Genomic DNA, 14982 nt, shown 5'->3' with positions numbered 1-14982 from the left:
GGAGGGATCCCCGGAAGCCCCGGGTGGGGGGGTTTTGAGCACGGGGACAGAGCAGGTTGGTGTCCCTCCCCCCCTGGGTCTCTGGCGGCGCGGGGCGCCTCCACCACCCCCCCGGCGCCGGGAGGTCCGGCGGCCAGGAGGTCGAGCACGGCCGCCGACAGGGGCCCGCGCGGTTCGGGGAGCGGGCCTTCCGTGCGCTCCCGCCGCGCCGTGCCCCGCGGCGGCACCCGCTGCTCGTGGCTGTCCACGGTGTCGGTCCGCCGTTACCTGCGCCGTCCGAGGCGCACGCCGCCGAAGACCAGGGCCGCGACGAAGAGCACCGCCCCGATGACCAGCAGCCACAGCAGGCCCTTCACCAGTGCGCCGACGAATCCGAACACGACGGCGATGAGCAGGATGAACAGGATGACTGCCATGGCGTACTCCTCGGATACTCGGTCGTCGCCCCTCGGGGCGCCCGGTGCGGTTCGATCCGCTGGCTGTCAGCTTTTGCCCCGATGGTCGGATTTCATTCCTCTTGCCCCGGGGCGGCGTCGCCCCGCGGTGGTCGCCCCGGGGTGGCGTCGCCCCGCGGTGCTCGCCTCGGAGCGGTGCCGCGTCGCCTCGGGACGGCGCGGCACCGGCTTCCGTCCGCCGGGCTGCTCCGCACGGCCCACGCCGCCGTGCCCGGAGCCGGAACAGCCCCCAGGCTGGGGTCCATGACGAGGAACCCGGCCAGCCGCGGCGCCAGCGCCGCCCGACGTCCCCCCGGCGCCACCGAGTGCGTGCTGAAGGCGATCGACGCCATCGCCGAAACCGACCGGCTCGACGCCCTGACCCGACCCCTCCAGCAGATCATCCGGGCACTGCCCCTGGGCCGGGCACGCGACGTGCTGCACGGCCTCCCGCTCGGCCACCCCCTGCACCCCGCCCTCGTCCAGATCCCCATCGGCGCCTGGACCTGCGCGGCCGTCCTCGACCTGACACCCGGCGCCCGCCGCCCGGCCCACCTCCTGGTGGCGCTCGGCGTGCTCACCGCCGTCCCGGCCGCCTGGAGCGGCTGGATCGACTGGGCCGAACAGCACGAGCAGCAGCAGCGCACCGGTCTGGTGCACGCCGCCGGCGTCGGCGCGGCCATCGTCCTGTACGGCGGCTCCTGGGTCGCGCGGGGGAAGGGCCTCCACGGGCTCGGCAGACTGCTCGGCTTCACCGGCGCCGCCGCCGCGACCGCCGGGGCCTACCTGGGCGGCCACCTCGCCTACCGGCAGGGCGCGGGAACGAACAAGACCGAGCCCGTCCCGCACCTGGTCGGTCCCGGCTGGCACCCGATCGGCCCGCTGGCCGACCTCCCCCTGGGCCGGCCCGCCCGGCGCGACGTCGGCGACGTCCCGCTGCTGGTGTTCCGCGAGTCCGAGGACACCGTCCACGTCCTGGCGGCCTGGTGCAGCCACCTGGCCGGACCGCTCACGGAGGGCGAGATCGTCGACGGGTGCGTGCGCTGCCCCTGGCACGGCAGCCTGTTCCGCCTCGCCGACGGCTGGAACGTCGGCGGCCCCGCCACCGCCCCGCAACCCCGCTTCGAGACCCGCACCGACGACGACGGCGTCCTGCACGTCCTCCTGCCCGAAGCCGGCTGAGCGCGCCCGCGCGGCGCTGACGCCGTGACGGCCGGGGCGGGCCGTCGGCGGCGGGCGGCGGGCCGTCCACCGGCCGGGTTCCGCGCTCCGGGCGACCGGGAGCGCGAGCGGCGGTCAGGCGGGCCCCGGCGGCGGCTCTCGGCGCCGGGGCCGCGTCGCTCCCGGGTGTCAGGACTCGACGGCGACGCGCAGGTAGCCGAGCCCGGGATCGGTGCTGTCCGGGACGAACATGCCCGCCGCGACGCCGCTGCGCAGGTAGTCGACGACATCGCCGTTGAGGCGCTCGCCGGGCAGGGCCGCGGGGATGCCGGGCGGGTAGGGAGTGAGCATCTCGGCCGCGATCCGCCCCGGGGCCTTCTCGATGGGCACCTGTTCGGCGGGGCCGAAGAAGGCGTCGCGGGGCAGCATGACCTGTTCGAGGCGCAACCGGTCGGGCTCGGGCACGTGGACACCCGGCGCGGGCGCCAAGTCCTCGGCGATCGCGAGGAGTTGGGATAGGCCCCGCAGCAGGCGCTCCGTGGTCGTGGTGTCGTCGGCGTGGGTGAGCTGGGCGCTGATCCGGCGGTGGTCGCAGACGTGGAGGGTGAGCTGGTGGTGGGAGCGCAGCCAGTCGCCGGCGCGGTAGCCGCTCGTGCCCAGCGCGGACAGGTCGACGATGACCTGCAAGGGGTCGAGTTCGGTGGCGCGGCCCGGCCCGCAGAAGTCGTCGCGGCCGTGGACGTGCAGCCCCTCCATGGCGTCGATGCGCTGCCAGACGGTGTCGGCGAGGTCCAGCGCGCGGTCGTAGAGGGTCCGCCCGTGCTGCACCATCTGCCGCCGCCAGCCGTCCAGGGCGGCGTAGACCAGGGTGGACGGGCTGGTGGTGTCGAGCAGGTCCGCGCGCCGGGCGAGGAGGGAGCGCTCGATGAGGTCGCCCCGCAGGTGGAACACGGAGCTCTGTTCCGGGGCCGAGCCCATCTTGTGGACGGACGTGACGCACACGTCGGCGCCCGCGTCCATCGCCCAGCGCGGCAGCCGGGGGTGGAACGGCAGGTGGGCTCCCCAGGCCTCGTCCACGATCAGGGGCTTGCCGTGCTCGTGGCACGCCTCGACGATCGACGCCAGGTCCGCGCAGGTCCCGTACGGCGTCGGTGAGGTGATCAGCGCGCCGCGGGCGTCCGGGTGCTGCCTCAGGGCGGCGCGGACGGCCCCGGCGGGGGGCGGGTGGGCCAGGTGCAGGTCCGGATCCCACTGCGGATCGACCCAGACGGGGCGGATGCCCGCGAGGATGAGCCCGGCGACGACGGACTTGTGGACGTCCCGGCCGACCACCAGCTTCTCGTGGGGGCCCGCCACGGCGAGCATCGCGGCCTTCACGGAGAGGGAGCTGCCGCAGGTGGAGAAGAAGGTGTGGTCGGCGCCGACGGCCTCGGCCATCAGCTCCTGGGCGTGCTGGAGGATGCCGCGGGAGTCAAGGCGGTCGTCGAGGCCGCCGGTGGCGAGCACGTCCGAACGGAAGACGTCCACGCCCAAGGTCGCGAGGACGCGGGGATCGGTGCCCCGCCCCTGCTTGTGACCGGGCGGGTTGAACATGGTCAGCGGGTTCGCGTGGAAGGCCGCGAGGGCCTCCAGCACAGGTGCCTGGGACTGGTCCATGCCCGCGCGTCTGCCCTGCGGCCGCGACGGGAAACGGGCGGCCGCCCCGGGAGGACCGGGGTGGCCGCCCCGGGCCTCCCGGGGGTCAGGACCTGCCACGCCCCGTGACGAAGTCGCGCGCCCGGTCGACCAGCCCCGCACCGGGCGCGAGGAGCTTGTTCGCCGGCGGAGTGTCCGGAGCCGACGGGTGCGGGCGGGTCGGCGCCAGCTTCTTCGCCGTGCGCACCTTGTCCCCGAGGGAATCCAGGTCCGCCGCGGAGCAGGCACCGGCCAGCGCGGGGAACAGGTTCCGCTCCTCGTCGGCCACGTGCTGCTTGACCTCGGACACCACCTGCTCGACCAGCCGGTCGAACCGGGCGTCGGTGGCCTCCATGCCCTCCAGTTCCTTGAGGAGCCGTTCGACCGCGGCGTGGTCGGCGACCTCCTTGTCCGCCAGCGCCCCGCCACCGGGGACGTGCTCGCGCACCGCCGGGTAGAGGTACTCCTCCTCGGCCACCGAGTGCCGCACCAGCTCGATCGTGAACTCGTCCACGACCTTCCGGCGCCGCTCGTCGCCCGGGGGCAGCGCCTGGATCCTGTCGAACAGTTCCTCCACCTCGCGGTGATCGGCCGTCAGTTCCGCGATCACGTTTCCACCGTGGCCCATGGTTCCCACACCTTCCTCTTCCTCGGACGGGTCCGGCACCGACCGGGTGCCGGCGGGACACCGCGCGACTGCCCTGGCCCCGCGCCGTGAAACGGGGGTCCACGCCCCGGGCGGCGAGCACGTCGAGCGCGGCGGCCCCGGTGATCCACGTGATCCACGAGACCGGTGACCCACGCGATACCGGCAGCCAGACGGATCGAAGCCCGCGATCGGGGTAGGCGCCCGTACGTCCCCACCGGACGAGATCGAGGAGGAAGCCATGCCCGCCGGTTCGAGCAAGAAGCGCGAACGCCAGTACGAGCACATCAAGGACAGCGCCCTGGACCGCGGCGAGAGCGAGAAGCGGGCCAAGGAGATCGCCGCCCGCACCGTGAACAAGGAACGGGCCCGGCACGGCGAGTCGAAGACCGCCAGCCGCTCCTCGACCCACGACATGTCCTCCTCCCGGCGCGGCGGACTGCGCTCCCACTCCGGAGCCCAGGGGCCGACCAGGGAGCAGCTCTACAACGAGGCCAAGCAGCGCAACATCCACGGCCGCTCGAAGATGAACAAGGAGCAGCTCGCCGACGCGCTCGGCCGCTGACCGCCGCCGGCGCCCGCCCCGCCTCCACGCTCGGAGGGGCGGATGCGTCGGAGCACCGCCACCGGTGCCGCGTGGCCTCTCTTCCGGGGCCTACGCGGCGCCGGTGTCCGTGCGGACCTCGGGGCGGCCGGGCTCGGCCCAGCGCGTGTGGTAAGTGCCCTCTCGGTCGGTGCGGTGGTAGGTGTGCGCGCCGAAGAAGTCGCGCTGGCCCTGGATCAGCGCGGCGGGCAGGCGTTCGCTGCGCAGGGTGTCGTAGGAGGCCAGCGCGGCGGAGAACGCCGGGACGGGGATGCCGTGCTGGACCGCGCTCGCGACCACGGTGCGCCAGGCCGCCTGGGCGTCGGTGATCTCGGTCGCGAACCGCTCCTCGGCGAGCAGGCTGACCAGGCCGGGATCGGCGGCGTGGGCCGCGCGGATCCGGTCCAGGAAGGCCGCGCGGATGATGCAGCCGCCGCGCCAGATCTTCGCCACCGCTCCCAGGTCGATGTCCCAGCCGTACTCGGCCGCGGCGTCGCGGATCATCGTCCAGCCCTGGTCGTAGGCGACGACCTTCGAGGCGTAGAGGGCCTGCTCGACGTCCCGGGTGAAGCGCTCGGCCTCGTGCGGGCGCAGCTCCTGCGGCGTGCCGCCGGACAGCGGCCGGTAGGCCTCGCGCAGTTCGGTCCGGGCGGAGGACACCCGGGCGAAGGTGGCCTGGGCGATGGCGGTGACCGGGGAGCCGAGGTCGAGGGCGGTCTGCACGGTCCAGCGCCCGGTGCCCTTCTGCTCCGCGGCGTCCCGGACGACGTCCACGAAGGGCCCGCCGGTGGCGGCGTCGGTGTGGGCGAGGACCTCGGACGTGATCTCGATCAGGTAGGAGTCGAGGCGTCCCTTGTTCCAGTGGCGGAAGATCTCGGCGATCTCGGCGGGGCCGTAGCCGCCGATCTGCCGCAGGAGGTGGTAGGCCTCGGCGATGAGCTGCATGTCGGCGTACTCGATGCCGTTGTGCACCATCTTCACGAAGTGGCCGGCCCCGTCGGTGCCGATGTGGGTGCAGCAGGGCTCGCCGTCGACGTGGGCGCTGATCCTCTCCAGCATCGGGCCGAGGACGCGGTAGGACTCGGCGGAGCCGCCGGGCATGATCGACGGCCCGTTCAGCGCGCCCTCCTCCCCGCCGGAGACGCCGCTGCCGACGAAGTGGATGCCGCGTTCGCGCAGCGCCCGCTCGCGGCGGCGGGTGTCGGCGAAGTGCGCGTTGCCGCCGTCGATGATCATGTCGCCCGGCTCCAGCAGCGCGGCGAACTCCTCGATCACCTCGTCGGTGGCCGAGCCGGCCTTCACCATGATCAGCAGCCGGCGTGGCCGCTCCAGCGCGGCCACGAAGTCCTGCGGCGACTCCGTGGGGACGAACGAGCCCTCGTGACCGAACTCCTCGATCAGCGCCCTGGTGCGCCCCGGGGTGCGGTTGTGCACGGCGACCGTGTAGCCGTTGCGGGCGAAGTTCCGGGCCAGGTTGCGGCCCATCACCGCCAGCCCCGTCACGCCGATCTGTGCGGATGCCTCCATGGCGGCTGCTTCCTCTCTCGGGGGGTTCCGGCCGACTCGGGCCTCCGGAAGGACCGGGGCCCGCGGCGGTCTCGGGGATCGGGCCGGCCCGGTCTCCGGCGGGCCCGCGTCGCTGACGGGCCCGCGTCGCCGACGGGCCCGGGGGTCCGGCGGTCTCGGGAGCCTGGCGGTCTCGGGGACCGGGCGGGCCCGTGGCCTGGAACCTCGCCCGCGAGTCGGTGGCGCGGGCCACTCGGGCCGGTCGGCTCGGTGCGCCGTGGGCTGCCGGATCCAGGATCGCCACCGGGGACCGGGGCCGCGCGGGGGGTTGGCCCACCCGGGCGTTTCCGGGCGGCGTGCTCGGAGGCCCGGCCGGGAGGCACCCGGCGAGTCGCCGGGCCTCACGGCCGGAGCGCATCCTGGAGGGGACCCCACCCCTTGCCGAGGAGGACACGCCATGGCGGTCGAGCGCGTCGGTCTCGTCGTCCACAAGGGGCGCCCCGAAGCCGTGCGGGCCTCCCGTTCGGTGCGTTCCTGGTGCGACGACCACCGCGTCCGGTGCACCGAGATCGACGTGTGGAACGCGGACGGGCCACGGCGCGGCGCCCGGGAGGAGATGGCCGCGGCCGGGGACCCGGACCTCATCGTCGCGCTGGGCGGCGACGGGACCTTCCTGCGCGGCGCGCGGCTGGCGGCGCCGCACGGCGCCCTGCTGCTGGGCATCGACTTCGGGCACGTCGGCTTCCTCACCGAGGTGCCCGCGCACGACGTGCTCCAGGCCCTGGAGGCCGTCCGGGAGTCCCGCGTCAGCGTCGAGGAACGGATGCTGGTGACGATGCGCGCCTCCCGTCCGCTCCGGCTTCCCGAGGAGTCCGGTCCGCCGTCGCCGTACGCCCGCCGCCCGCCGCTGCCCGCGCCGCAGGTGCGTTCCGGCTGCGAGGCCGGGGGCGGCTGGGGGGTGGCCCTGGACGTGCTCGGGCTGAACGAGGTGGTGGTGGAGAAGTTCTCCCGGGACGGCAGGGTCGCCGCGGCGGTCTACTTCGCGGGGAGGCTGCTCGCCTCCTACGCCGGCGACGCGCTACTGGTGGCGACGCCGACCGGATCGACCGCCTACAGCTTCGCCGCGGGCGGGCCGGTGGTCTCGCCCCGGGCGGAGGTCCTCGTCTTCACCCCCGTCGCGGCGCACATGGTCTTCAGGCGCTCCGTCCTGGCCGCACCGGACGAGCCGATCGCCATGCGGCTGCTGCCGCACTCGGGCCCGGCGGCGGTCAGCGTGGACGGCCAGCTCCGCGGCGTCCTGGAGCCCGGCGACTGGGTCGGCGTCTACGCGGCACCGACCCGGCTGCGGGCGGTGCGCCTGGGGCCGATCGACTTCTACGGCCGGCTGAGGCAGCGGATGCGGCTGACGGACGCGCCCGCCGCCGCCTCCGCCGCGGCCGAGGTCCCCTCGACCTGGCCGCTCACGGCACCGCCGCCGCACGACCTGGAGCACCTGAACCTGCCCACCCTGGAACCCGGCCGCCACCGTCCCCGCCTCGTGCACCGGACCGACGACGGCGCCTGATGCGCGCTGCCGTCGGGGTGGGGCACGGCGCCGGGGGTGTTCACCGGGCCTCCTGGTGCGGACGGCCGGATGCCGCCCGTGCCGCCCCACTCCCTGGCGAGCGGCCCCCGGACGGCTGTCCGGGGCTTCGCCCGGGACCAAGCTCAAGGACCTCGACGGCTCGGCCGTGCGGGGTCCGACGGCCGGCTGGGTCAGCCCGTGACCACCCGGGCCGCGGCGTCGGGCAGCGCCCCGCGCACGTCCGCGACGCGACAGCCCGCCACCGTCGCCGGGTGCTCCTGCGGCGGCCCCTCGGCCCGGCGCACGCGGTCGAGTTCGGCGCCCTCGCGCACGGCCCGGTAGACGGCGCGGGCCAGCCGGGAGCCCCAGACCGAGCGCGGGCCGCCGAACGGGTCTGCGGGGACGCCCGGGGAGGCGGCGCGGACGGCCACGCAGACCGCGTCGGACGGGGTGCCCGAGCAGTCGTAGCCGGCGTCCAGCAGCGCCTGGACCTTGGCCTCGGTCGCGGTGGCGAGCAGGTTGACCAGGCCGGCGTCCTCGATGGCGGCCGGTACCACGGCCAGGGTGTTGATCGTCCCGGGCCGGTACGCGACCGCCTGCGCGACGGGGTCGGCCGCCCAGAGCGCGACCCCGATCCCGGCGGTGACCAGCGCGGTGACGCCGCCGTCCTCGGCCCGGGTGCAGTCGTCCACCTCGGCCGCCGTCATCAGCCCCACGCCCGGGCCCACCAGCCCCTGCGCGGCGGCCAGTTCGGCCAGGTGCGCGGCCGGGTCCAGCCCCGAGTAGCCCGGGCGCACCTGGGCGTTGAGCACCCAGGCGCGCTCCCCGAGCCCGCCGCCGAGCACCGCGCTGCTCACCATCCGCCAGCCGGGCCCGGCCCGCCACACCAGCAGGTGGCGGCAGGCGCCGTCCTCCGTCCGCGCGGCCCGCCCGACCCGCACCCCGACCTCGTTCACGACCACTCCCCCTCCACCGGGTACGGCGCCCCGGTGCGCCGGTCCGGATCGGCCTCCGGCCACTCCCCGCCGACGGCCGGGCCCGCTCGCTGTACGCCGTCCGCCCGTGGTTCGCCCGGCGCGACGCCCTGGGCGTGGACCGGGCGGTGCGTGTGGCGCACCCGACGCGGCTCGGCGTGGGCGTGGGGCTTTCGTCCGGCCGGGCGGCCCATGGTGCGCTCGGGTTCCTTCCGGCTCGCCTGCGGTGCCGACCGCTCCGGACGGCGGTTGCGAAGGTATCACCCGGGCTGGCTCCCACGATTCGCAGGTTCGCGGCGGGCGGATGGCGGGATTCCGTGGCGGGCCACGGGCGGTGCCCGGTCGTCGTCCCGCCCCGGCCTCGTCACCCACCCACCGGGAGCGCGGGTCGCCGGGGCGGGCGCGCCGTGATCCCGCCGCGCCCGCCCCGCTCCCGTCAGCCGGCCTCCGTCAGCCGGCCAGCTCCTCGCGCAGCGCCCGGGCCGCGCCGACCAGGCTGTCCAGCGAGGCCCGGGTCTCCGGCCAGCCGCGGGTCTTCAGTCCGCAGTCCGGGTTGACCCAGAGCCGCTCCGCCGGGATCGCGGCCAGGCCCGCGCGCAGCAGCGAGACCACCTCCTCGGTGCCGGGCACGCGCGGGGAGTGGATGTCCCAGACGCCGGGGCCCACCTCGCGCGGGTAGCCGGCCTCGGCCAGCTCACCGGCGACCTCCATGTGCGAGCGGGTCGCCTCCAGGGAGATGACGTCGGCGTCGAGTTCGTCGATCGCCGTCATGACGGCGCCGAACTCGGCGTAGCACATGTGGGTGTGGATCTGGGTGTCCGCGCGCACGCCCGAGGTGGCCAGCCGGAAGGCCTCGGTGGCCCAGTCCAGGTACGCCGGGCGGGCGGCGGCGCGCAGCGGGAGGGTCTCGCGCAGCGCCGGCTCGTCCACCTGGATCACGGCCGCGCCCGCCGCCTCCAGGTCGGTGACCTCGTCGCGCAGGGCCAGCGCCACCTGCCGGGCGGTGTCGGCGAGCGGCTGGTCGTCGCGGACGAAGGACCAGGCGAGCATGGTGACCGGGCCGGTCAGCATGCCCTTGACCGGGCGGCCGGTCAGGCCCTGGGCGAAGCGGAACCACTCGGTGGTCATCGGGCGCGGGCGGGAGACGTCCCCGGCGAGGACCGGCGGGCGCACGTAGCGGGTGCCGTAGGACTGCACCCAGCCGTGCCGGGTGGCCAGGTAGCCGGTGAGCTGCTCGGCGAAGTACTGGACCATGTCGTTGCGTTCGGGCTCGCCGTGCACCAGGACGTCCAGGCCGGTCTTCTCCTGGTAGGCGATGACCTCGCGGACCTCGGCCTCCATCCGCTCCCGGTAGGCCGCCTCGTCGATCCTCCCGGCGTTCAAGTCGGCGCGGGCGGCGCGCAGTTCGGTGGTCTGCGGGAAGGATCCGATGGTGGTGGTCGGCAGCAGCGGCAGGCCGAGCCGGGCGTGCTGGGCCTCGGCCCGCCGCGCGTACGGCTGGGCGCGGCGGGTGTCCTGGGCACCCACGGCGGCGGCCCGGGCGCGCACCGCCGGGTCGCGGGTGATCGGGGAGTTGGCGCGGGACGCGAGGTCGGCGCGGTTGGCGGCGAGTTCGGCCGTGACGGTGCCGGTGCCCTCGCGCAGGGCGCGGGCGAGCAGTGCGGCCTCCCGGGCCTTCTGCCTGGCGAAGGCCAGCCAGCGCGCGATCTGCGGGTCGACGTCGCGCTCGGCGGCGGCGTCGATCGGCACGTGCAGCAGCGAGCAGGACGGCGCCACGTCGACGGTGCCGGCGAGGCCCAGCAGGGTGGCCAGGGTCGCGAGGGACTTCTCCAGGTCGTTGATCCAGACGTTGCGCCCGTCGACCACCCCCGCCACCAGCCGCTTGCCGGGCAGCCCGCCCACGGCGGCGAGGTCCTCCAGGTTCGCGGCGGCGGGTCCGGTGAAGTCCAGCGCCAGGCCTTCGACCGGGGCCTTGGCGAGGACGGGCAGGGCGTCGCCGAGCCGGTCGAAGTAGCTCGCGACCAGCAGTTTCGGCCGCTCGGTGAGGGCGCCCAGCTCACGGTAGGCGCGGGCGGCACCGTTCAGCTCGGCCGGGGTGCGGTCCTGCACCAGCGCGGGCTCGTCCAGCTGCGTCCACTCGGCACCGGCCTCCTGCAGTGCGGCGAGCAGTTCCGCGTAGACCGGCAGCAGCCGGTCCAGCAGGGTGATCGGCTGGAAGTCGGCCGCCACGCCGGGGGCGGGCTTGGCCAGCAGCAGGTAGGTCACCGGGCCGAGCAGCACCGGCCGGGCGGCGTGGCCGAGCGCGAGGGCCTCCCTGAGCTCGCCGACCGCCTTGGCCGGGTTCGCGACGAACACCGTGTCCGGTCCCAACTCCGGCACCAGGTAGTGGTAGTTGGTGTCGAACCACTTGGTCATCTCCAGCGGTGCGACGTCCTGGTTGCCACGCGCCATCGCGAAGTAACCGTCCAGCGGGTCGGCGTCGACGGCCTCCCGGTGCCGCGCCGGGATCGCGCCGAGCGCCACGGTGGTGTCCAGCACGTGGTCGTAGAGGGAGAAGTCGCCGGTCGGCACCTCCGCCACTCCGGCCTCGGCGAGCTGCGCCCAGTTCGTCCGGCGCAGTTCGGCGGCGGTGGCCAGCAGTGCCCCGGCCGTGACCGCGCCCTTCCAGTACCCCTCGATCGCCCTCTTCAGTTCCCGGTCGCGGCCCTGCCGGGGGTAGCCGTACGCGGTGGCCACGGACTCCGCGGCTGCGGACTTAGATGTCAAGGGACTCTCCTTCGCGAGCCTGAATCCTCAAGTACCCGGTGACGGCACGAGGACGCGAAGGGAGGACGGACCGGGCGGACAACCCGCGCCCGTGCGCGGCTCCGCCTGGTATGGTCGCCGACCCGCCCACGAGGTCACCGGATGGCCGCACGCGAACGGTCGCGCACGGGCAGTGGCAGGTCTTCGGACTCGCGGGCACGTCCGCCCGTGGAGGGCGGACACCTACTGGCCGTCGCTTCCCAGACCCGTCCCGGGCCCAGTGCGTATGACGGCGGTCGTTCCCACTCACCGCTGCGGGGCAGTCCCGGACTGGCCAGTCGAATGGCGTCACCGGGTTCCCTCTTGCGACGCCCCGCCTGGCGGACGGGGCGAACCAGCTGCGCCGCCAGCTTAGGGGCAGAACGCCGCCGCCGGAGCGGAAATCTCGAAACGGCGCCCGCATAGTGGGACACCGGAGCCGCGATCGGCTACTCGGCCCCGCCCTCCGGGGTCAGCTCCGGTACGGGGTGGGGCTTGCCCTCCGAGTCGACCGCCACGAAGACCAGCTGCGCCGTCGCCACCCTGGTGACGGGCCCGGCGAGGTTCCAGCGCTCCGAGGTCACCACCACCGACACGTCCATCGAGGTGCGCCCGGCGCGGCCGACCCGGGCGCGGACGGTGAGGAGGTCCCCCGCCTTGACGGGCGCCAGGAACGACATCTCCCGCACCGAGACGGTGACGGCGGGGACGCCGGCGTGCCGGCCCGCGGCGGCGGCCGCCGCGTCGTCGATCAGCTTCATCATCACGCCGCCGTGCACCGTCCCGTAGAGGTTGGTGTCGTGGTCGCTCATGATGTGGGCGAGGGTGACGGCCGAGTCGGCCGGGGTGCGGGAGAGCACGGAGGGACTGGTCACAGCGACGGCCCGCCCGTCATGGCGCCGTGGGAATCGTGGTCGGCGTTCCGCTGCACGGAACCCTCCTTCGTGAAGTCGAACACCCCGGGCACGCCGAGGAGCGGGCAGTCGTCCGTACACGGACTCACCCGCACCATCAGCCCGCACCCGGGGACGTGGTGGGACCGCGGGCCACCACGGCACGCGGGCAGCGGCAGGTCTTCGGACCCGTGGGCACGCCCTCCCGGCCGAACCGGGACGGGCCCCTAGCGGCCGCCGCGCCCCGGCGCCGTTGCCGTTGCCGGGCCGGTGCACAGGGCGGCGGTCGTTCCCGCTCGCCGCTGCGGGGCGGTCCCGGACTCCCACCGGGTTGCCTCGTGACGACGCCCCGCCTGGCGGGCGGGGCGAACCAGCTGCCCCGCCAGCTTACGTCCATCCGCGCAGCTCACGGCCACCGCCCACCCCTTCGGTCGGTCCACGCACGACCCCCGGGCCCGCAGGCGGGGGCGGACGGCAGAATGTCCCCCATGCGGCACATCTTCGTCATCGGCATCGGCGCGGGCGACCCCGACCACCTCACCCTGCAAGCGGTCAAGGCGCTCGGCCGCACCGACGTCTTCTTCGTCCTCGACAAGAGCAAGGAGCGGCAGGACCTGGTCCGGCTGCGCCGCCGGATGCTGGCCGACCACGGCCGGCCGGGGCACCGCGTGGTCGAGGTCCCAGACGCGGAGCGCGACCGCACCGCCCCCGCGTACGCGACCGCCGTGGACGACTGGCGCGCCCGCCGCGCCGACCTCGTCGAGCGGCTGGTCGCCGAGCACCTCGGCCCGGACGAGCGCGGCGCGTTCCTGGTCTGGGGCGACCCGGCCCTCTACGACAGCGTCATCGCGGTGGTGGAGGACGTGTCGGCCCGCGGCGGGGCGCCGTTCGCGTACGAGGTGATCCCGGGCATCAGCAGCGTCTCCGCGCTCGCCGCCCGGCACCGCACCACGCTGACCAGGGTCGGCCGCCCGGTGCAGATCACCACCGGGCGCCGCCTGGCCGAGGGGTTCCCCGAGGGGGTGGACGACGTGGTGGTGATGCTCGACGGCCGGGCCGCCTTCGCCGGGATCGATCCCGAGGGGCTGGACATCCACTACGGCGCCTACCTCGGCACCCCGGACGAGGTGCTGGTCTCCGGGCCGCTCGCCGAGACCGCCCCGCGGATCCGCGAGCTGCGCGAGCGGGCCCGCGAGCGCAAGGGCTGGATCATGGACACCTATCTGCTCCGGCGCTCGGGCGACTGACCGCGCGTAGCACCGGCGAGCGGTGCGAAGGCCCCCTCCCGCGGCCCGGGGGATATCCCCACCGTCCTCGCACCCGCTGCCCGGATGGCCCAGTGGATCTTGGAGAGAAAGGCTGAAGACATCCGGAAACTCCGGTTCCAAGGAGGATTTCTGATGTTCAGTCGGAACCCCGTACGACGTCGCGCGGCCCGCGTCGCGGCCGTCTCCGTGATCGCCGCGGGACTCACCGCCGCGACGGTCGGCAGTGCCGGGGCGATCGTCAACGGGACGGACGCCACACAGCGCTACCCCTTCATGGCCTCCGTCCCGGTGTCGGCCCCGGGCCTGGACGACGGCGTGTGCGGCGCCTCGCTGATCGACCGCCAATGGGTGCTGACGGCGGCCCACTGCGTCGACCCGGAGCTGGTCACGCCCGCCGGCACCGTCCGGGTCGGCAGCTCCGAGCGCAAGTCCGGCGGCACCGTCCGCGCCATCGCCGGCACCTTCACCCACCCCGGCTACCGGCAGGGAGCGGGCGCCGGACCCAACCTGAACGACGTCGCGCTGATCCGGCTGGACCGGCCGGTCAAGGAGCGGCCCGTTCCCGTCGCCGAGCGGCCCGGCGCCCCCGGCACCCCGACCCGGCTGCTCGGTTTCGGCACCGTCGTCGACACCGCCGAGCTCGACGGTCTGCGGTTCCCCGACCACCTCCAGCAGCTCGACACCCGCCGGGCGGCCGAATCCGAGTGCGACCCGGGCTACGCCGGCCCCACCCGGCTGTGCACCGTCAGCCTGGTCCCGCGGGCGATGGCCTGTTTCGGCGACTCCGGCGGGCCGCAGGTCCAGCGCGGCCGGGGCGGGCGGTGGGAACTCATCGGCGTCACGTCCGGCCCCGGCGTCGGCGGACACGTGCCGTGCGCCTCCGGTCCCGGCCTCTACAGCAGCGCGCCCGCCTTCGCCGACTGGATCCGCGCGACCATCCGCGCGAACGGCTGACCCGGAACGGCCTGCGCGCGGTGCGCCGCCCCGGACGTGGGGCGGCGCACCCGGGCCCGGACGCGGCCGACGTCGGGGGCGAAGACGTCCCCGCACCGGCCGGACGTCCCGGCCCGCCATCCCTGCCGCCTGCCGTGGGCGGCGTTCGGTGGTGCCATGGAAGGACGAACGGCCGGACATGCCCCCGGCCCGCCCCCGTCCCGAGCCAGGGAGGCCCGCATGAAAGCCGCCGTGGGAGACCGCGTCACCGTCCGGGGTGCCCACCCGGACGCGGCCCGCCGCGACGGCGAGATCGTCCGGCTGCACCACCCGGACGGCAGCCCGCCGTACGACGTCCGCTGGTTCGACGACGGCCGGGTGACGGAGTACGTCCCCGGGCCGGACGCCCGGATCCACCACCCCGGCCGGGAGTCTGCGGCCCCCGAGATCCCGCCCCACCCGCACCTGTTCACCTCCTAATGCTGTTGTCAAGCCGCTGATGTGACTGGGAGGTCGCCTTGGTAGCACCGTCCGTCACGGATCAGAGCCCACAGGACGTTCA

13 protein-coding genes and 1 riboswitch are annotated in these 14982 nt (G+C 75.2%); of the genes, 6 read left to right on the top strand and 7 right to left on the bottom strand.

What is annotated here, in order from left to right; genetic code table 11:
• Positions 1-263: 263 nt before the first annotated feature.
• Positions 264-416 carry a hypothetical protein gene (locus ACZ55U_RS37200; protein WP_465533726.1) on the bottom strand — a complete coding sequence of 51 codons (153 nt, stop codon included), beginning with the start codon at positions 414-416 and terminating at the stop codon, positions 264-266.
• A 282-nt stretch (positions 417-698) separates the two neighbouring features.
• Between ACZ55U_RS37200 and ACZ55U_RS37195 the strand changes: the two genes are divergently transcribed.
• A complete protein-coding gene (locus ACZ55U_RS37195) occupies positions 699-1616 on the top strand; it encodes a Rieske (2Fe-2S) protein (protein WP_465533724.1) in 918 nt (305 codons plus the stop codon).
• Positions 1617-1784: 168 nt separating this feature from the next.
• On the opposite strand, the gene ACZ55U_RS37190 is transcribed toward ACZ55U_RS37195, so the two are convergent.
• Positions 1785-3251: an aminotransferase class I/II-fold pyridoxal phosphate-dependent enzyme gene (locus ACZ55U_RS37190; RefSeq protein WP_465533722.1), complete on the bottom strand. Its 1467-nt coding sequence runs from the start codon at positions 3249-3251 to the stop codon at positions 1785-1787.
• 85 nt (positions 3252-3336) lie between these two features.
• Positions 3337-3897: a hemerythrin domain-containing protein gene (locus tag ACZ55U_RS37185; protein ID WP_465533720.1), complete on the bottom strand. Its 561-nt coding sequence runs from the start codon at positions 3895-3897 to the stop codon at positions 3337-3339.
• Positions 3898-4156: 259 nt separating this feature from the next.
• Here ACZ55U_RS37185 and ACZ55U_RS37180 point away from each other — a divergent pair, with 259 nt between their 5' ends.
• The gene (locus ACZ55U_RS37180; protein ID WP_465533718.1) at positions 4157-4480 is read left to right on the top strand and encodes a plasmid stabilization protein; all 324 of its coding nucleotides are present in this window, start codon (positions 4157-4159) and stop codon (positions 4478-4480) included.
• Positions 4481-4570: 90 nt separating this feature from the next.
• Here the strand turns inward: ACZ55U_RS37180 and gndA are convergent, their stop codons facing one another.
• On the bottom strand, positions 4571-6025 hold the full coding sequence (gene gndA, locus ACZ55U_RS37175; RefSeq protein ID WP_465533716.1) for an NADP-dependent phosphogluconate dehydrogenase: 1455 nt from the start codon (positions 6023-6025) through the stop codon (positions 4571-4573).
• A gap of 436 nt (positions 6026-6461) precedes the next feature.
• On the opposite strand from gndA, the gene ACZ55U_RS37170 reads away from it, so the two are divergent.
• The gene (locus tag ACZ55U_RS37170) at positions 6462-7568 is read left to right on the top strand and encodes an NAD(+)/NADH kinase (protein ID WP_465533714.1); all 1107 of its coding nucleotides are present in this window, start codon (positions 6462-6464) and stop codon (positions 7566-7568) included.
• A 191-nt stretch (positions 7569-7759) separates the two neighbouring features.
• On the opposite strand, the gene ACZ55U_RS37165 is transcribed toward ACZ55U_RS37170, so the two are convergent.
• The 3 genes from ACZ55U_RS37165 to ACZ55U_RS37155 form a co-directional block, all read right to left on the bottom strand.
• On the bottom strand, positions 7760-8524 hold the full coding sequence (locus ACZ55U_RS37165) for an adenosylcobinamide amidohydrolase (RefSeq protein WP_465533712.1): 765 nt from the start codon (positions 8522-8524) through the stop codon (positions 7760-7762).
• Positions 8525-8992: 468 nt separating this feature from the next.
• Positions 8993-11308, bottom strand: coding sequence for a 5-methyltetrahydropteroyltriglutamate--homocysteine S-methyltransferase (gene metE, locus ACZ55U_RS37160; protein WP_465533710.1), 2316 nt, complete (start codon positions 11306-11308; stop codon positions 8993-8995).
• A gap of 173 nt (positions 11309-11481) precedes the next feature.
• Positions 11482-11684, bottom strand: a riboswitch (cobalamin riboswitch).
• A gap of 91 nt (positions 11685-11775) precedes the next feature.
• Positions 11776-12201, bottom strand: coding sequence for an acyl-CoA thioesterase (locus ACZ55U_RS37155; protein ID WP_465533708.1), 426 nt, complete (start codon positions 12199-12201; stop codon positions 11776-11778).
• A 506-nt stretch (positions 12202-12707) separates the two neighbouring features.
• Here ACZ55U_RS37155 and cobF point away from each other — a divergent pair.
• The 3 genes from cobF (at position 12708) to ACZ55U_RS37140 (ending at position 14900) form a co-directional block, all read left to right on the top strand.
• Positions 12708-13466 carry a precorrin-6A synthase (deacetylating) gene (gene cobF / locus ACZ55U_RS37150; RefSeq protein ID WP_465533706.1) on the top strand — a complete coding sequence of 253 codons (759 nt, stop codon included), beginning with the start codon at positions 12708-12710 and terminating at the stop codon, positions 13464-13466.
• Positions 13467-13619: 153 nt separating this feature from the next.
• Complete coding sequence (locus ACZ55U_RS37145) at positions 13620-14441, top strand: S1 family peptidase (RefSeq protein WP_465533704.1); 822 nt, start codon at positions 13620-13622, stop codon at positions 14439-14441.
• Between the two features lie 219 nt (positions 14442-14660).
• On the top strand, positions 14661-14900 hold the full coding sequence (locus tag ACZ55U_RS37140) for a DUF1918 domain-containing protein (RefSeq protein ID WP_465533702.1): 240 nt from the start codon (positions 14661-14663) through the stop codon (positions 14898-14900).
• The last annotated feature ends 82 nt before the right edge of the window (positions 14901-14982 follow it).

The organism is Kitasatospora sp. NPDC034533 (assembly GCF_055575155.1).
The sequence above is the reverse complement of the archived record's forward strand: the minus strand, read 5'-3'. Positions and strand labels throughout refer to the sequence as shown.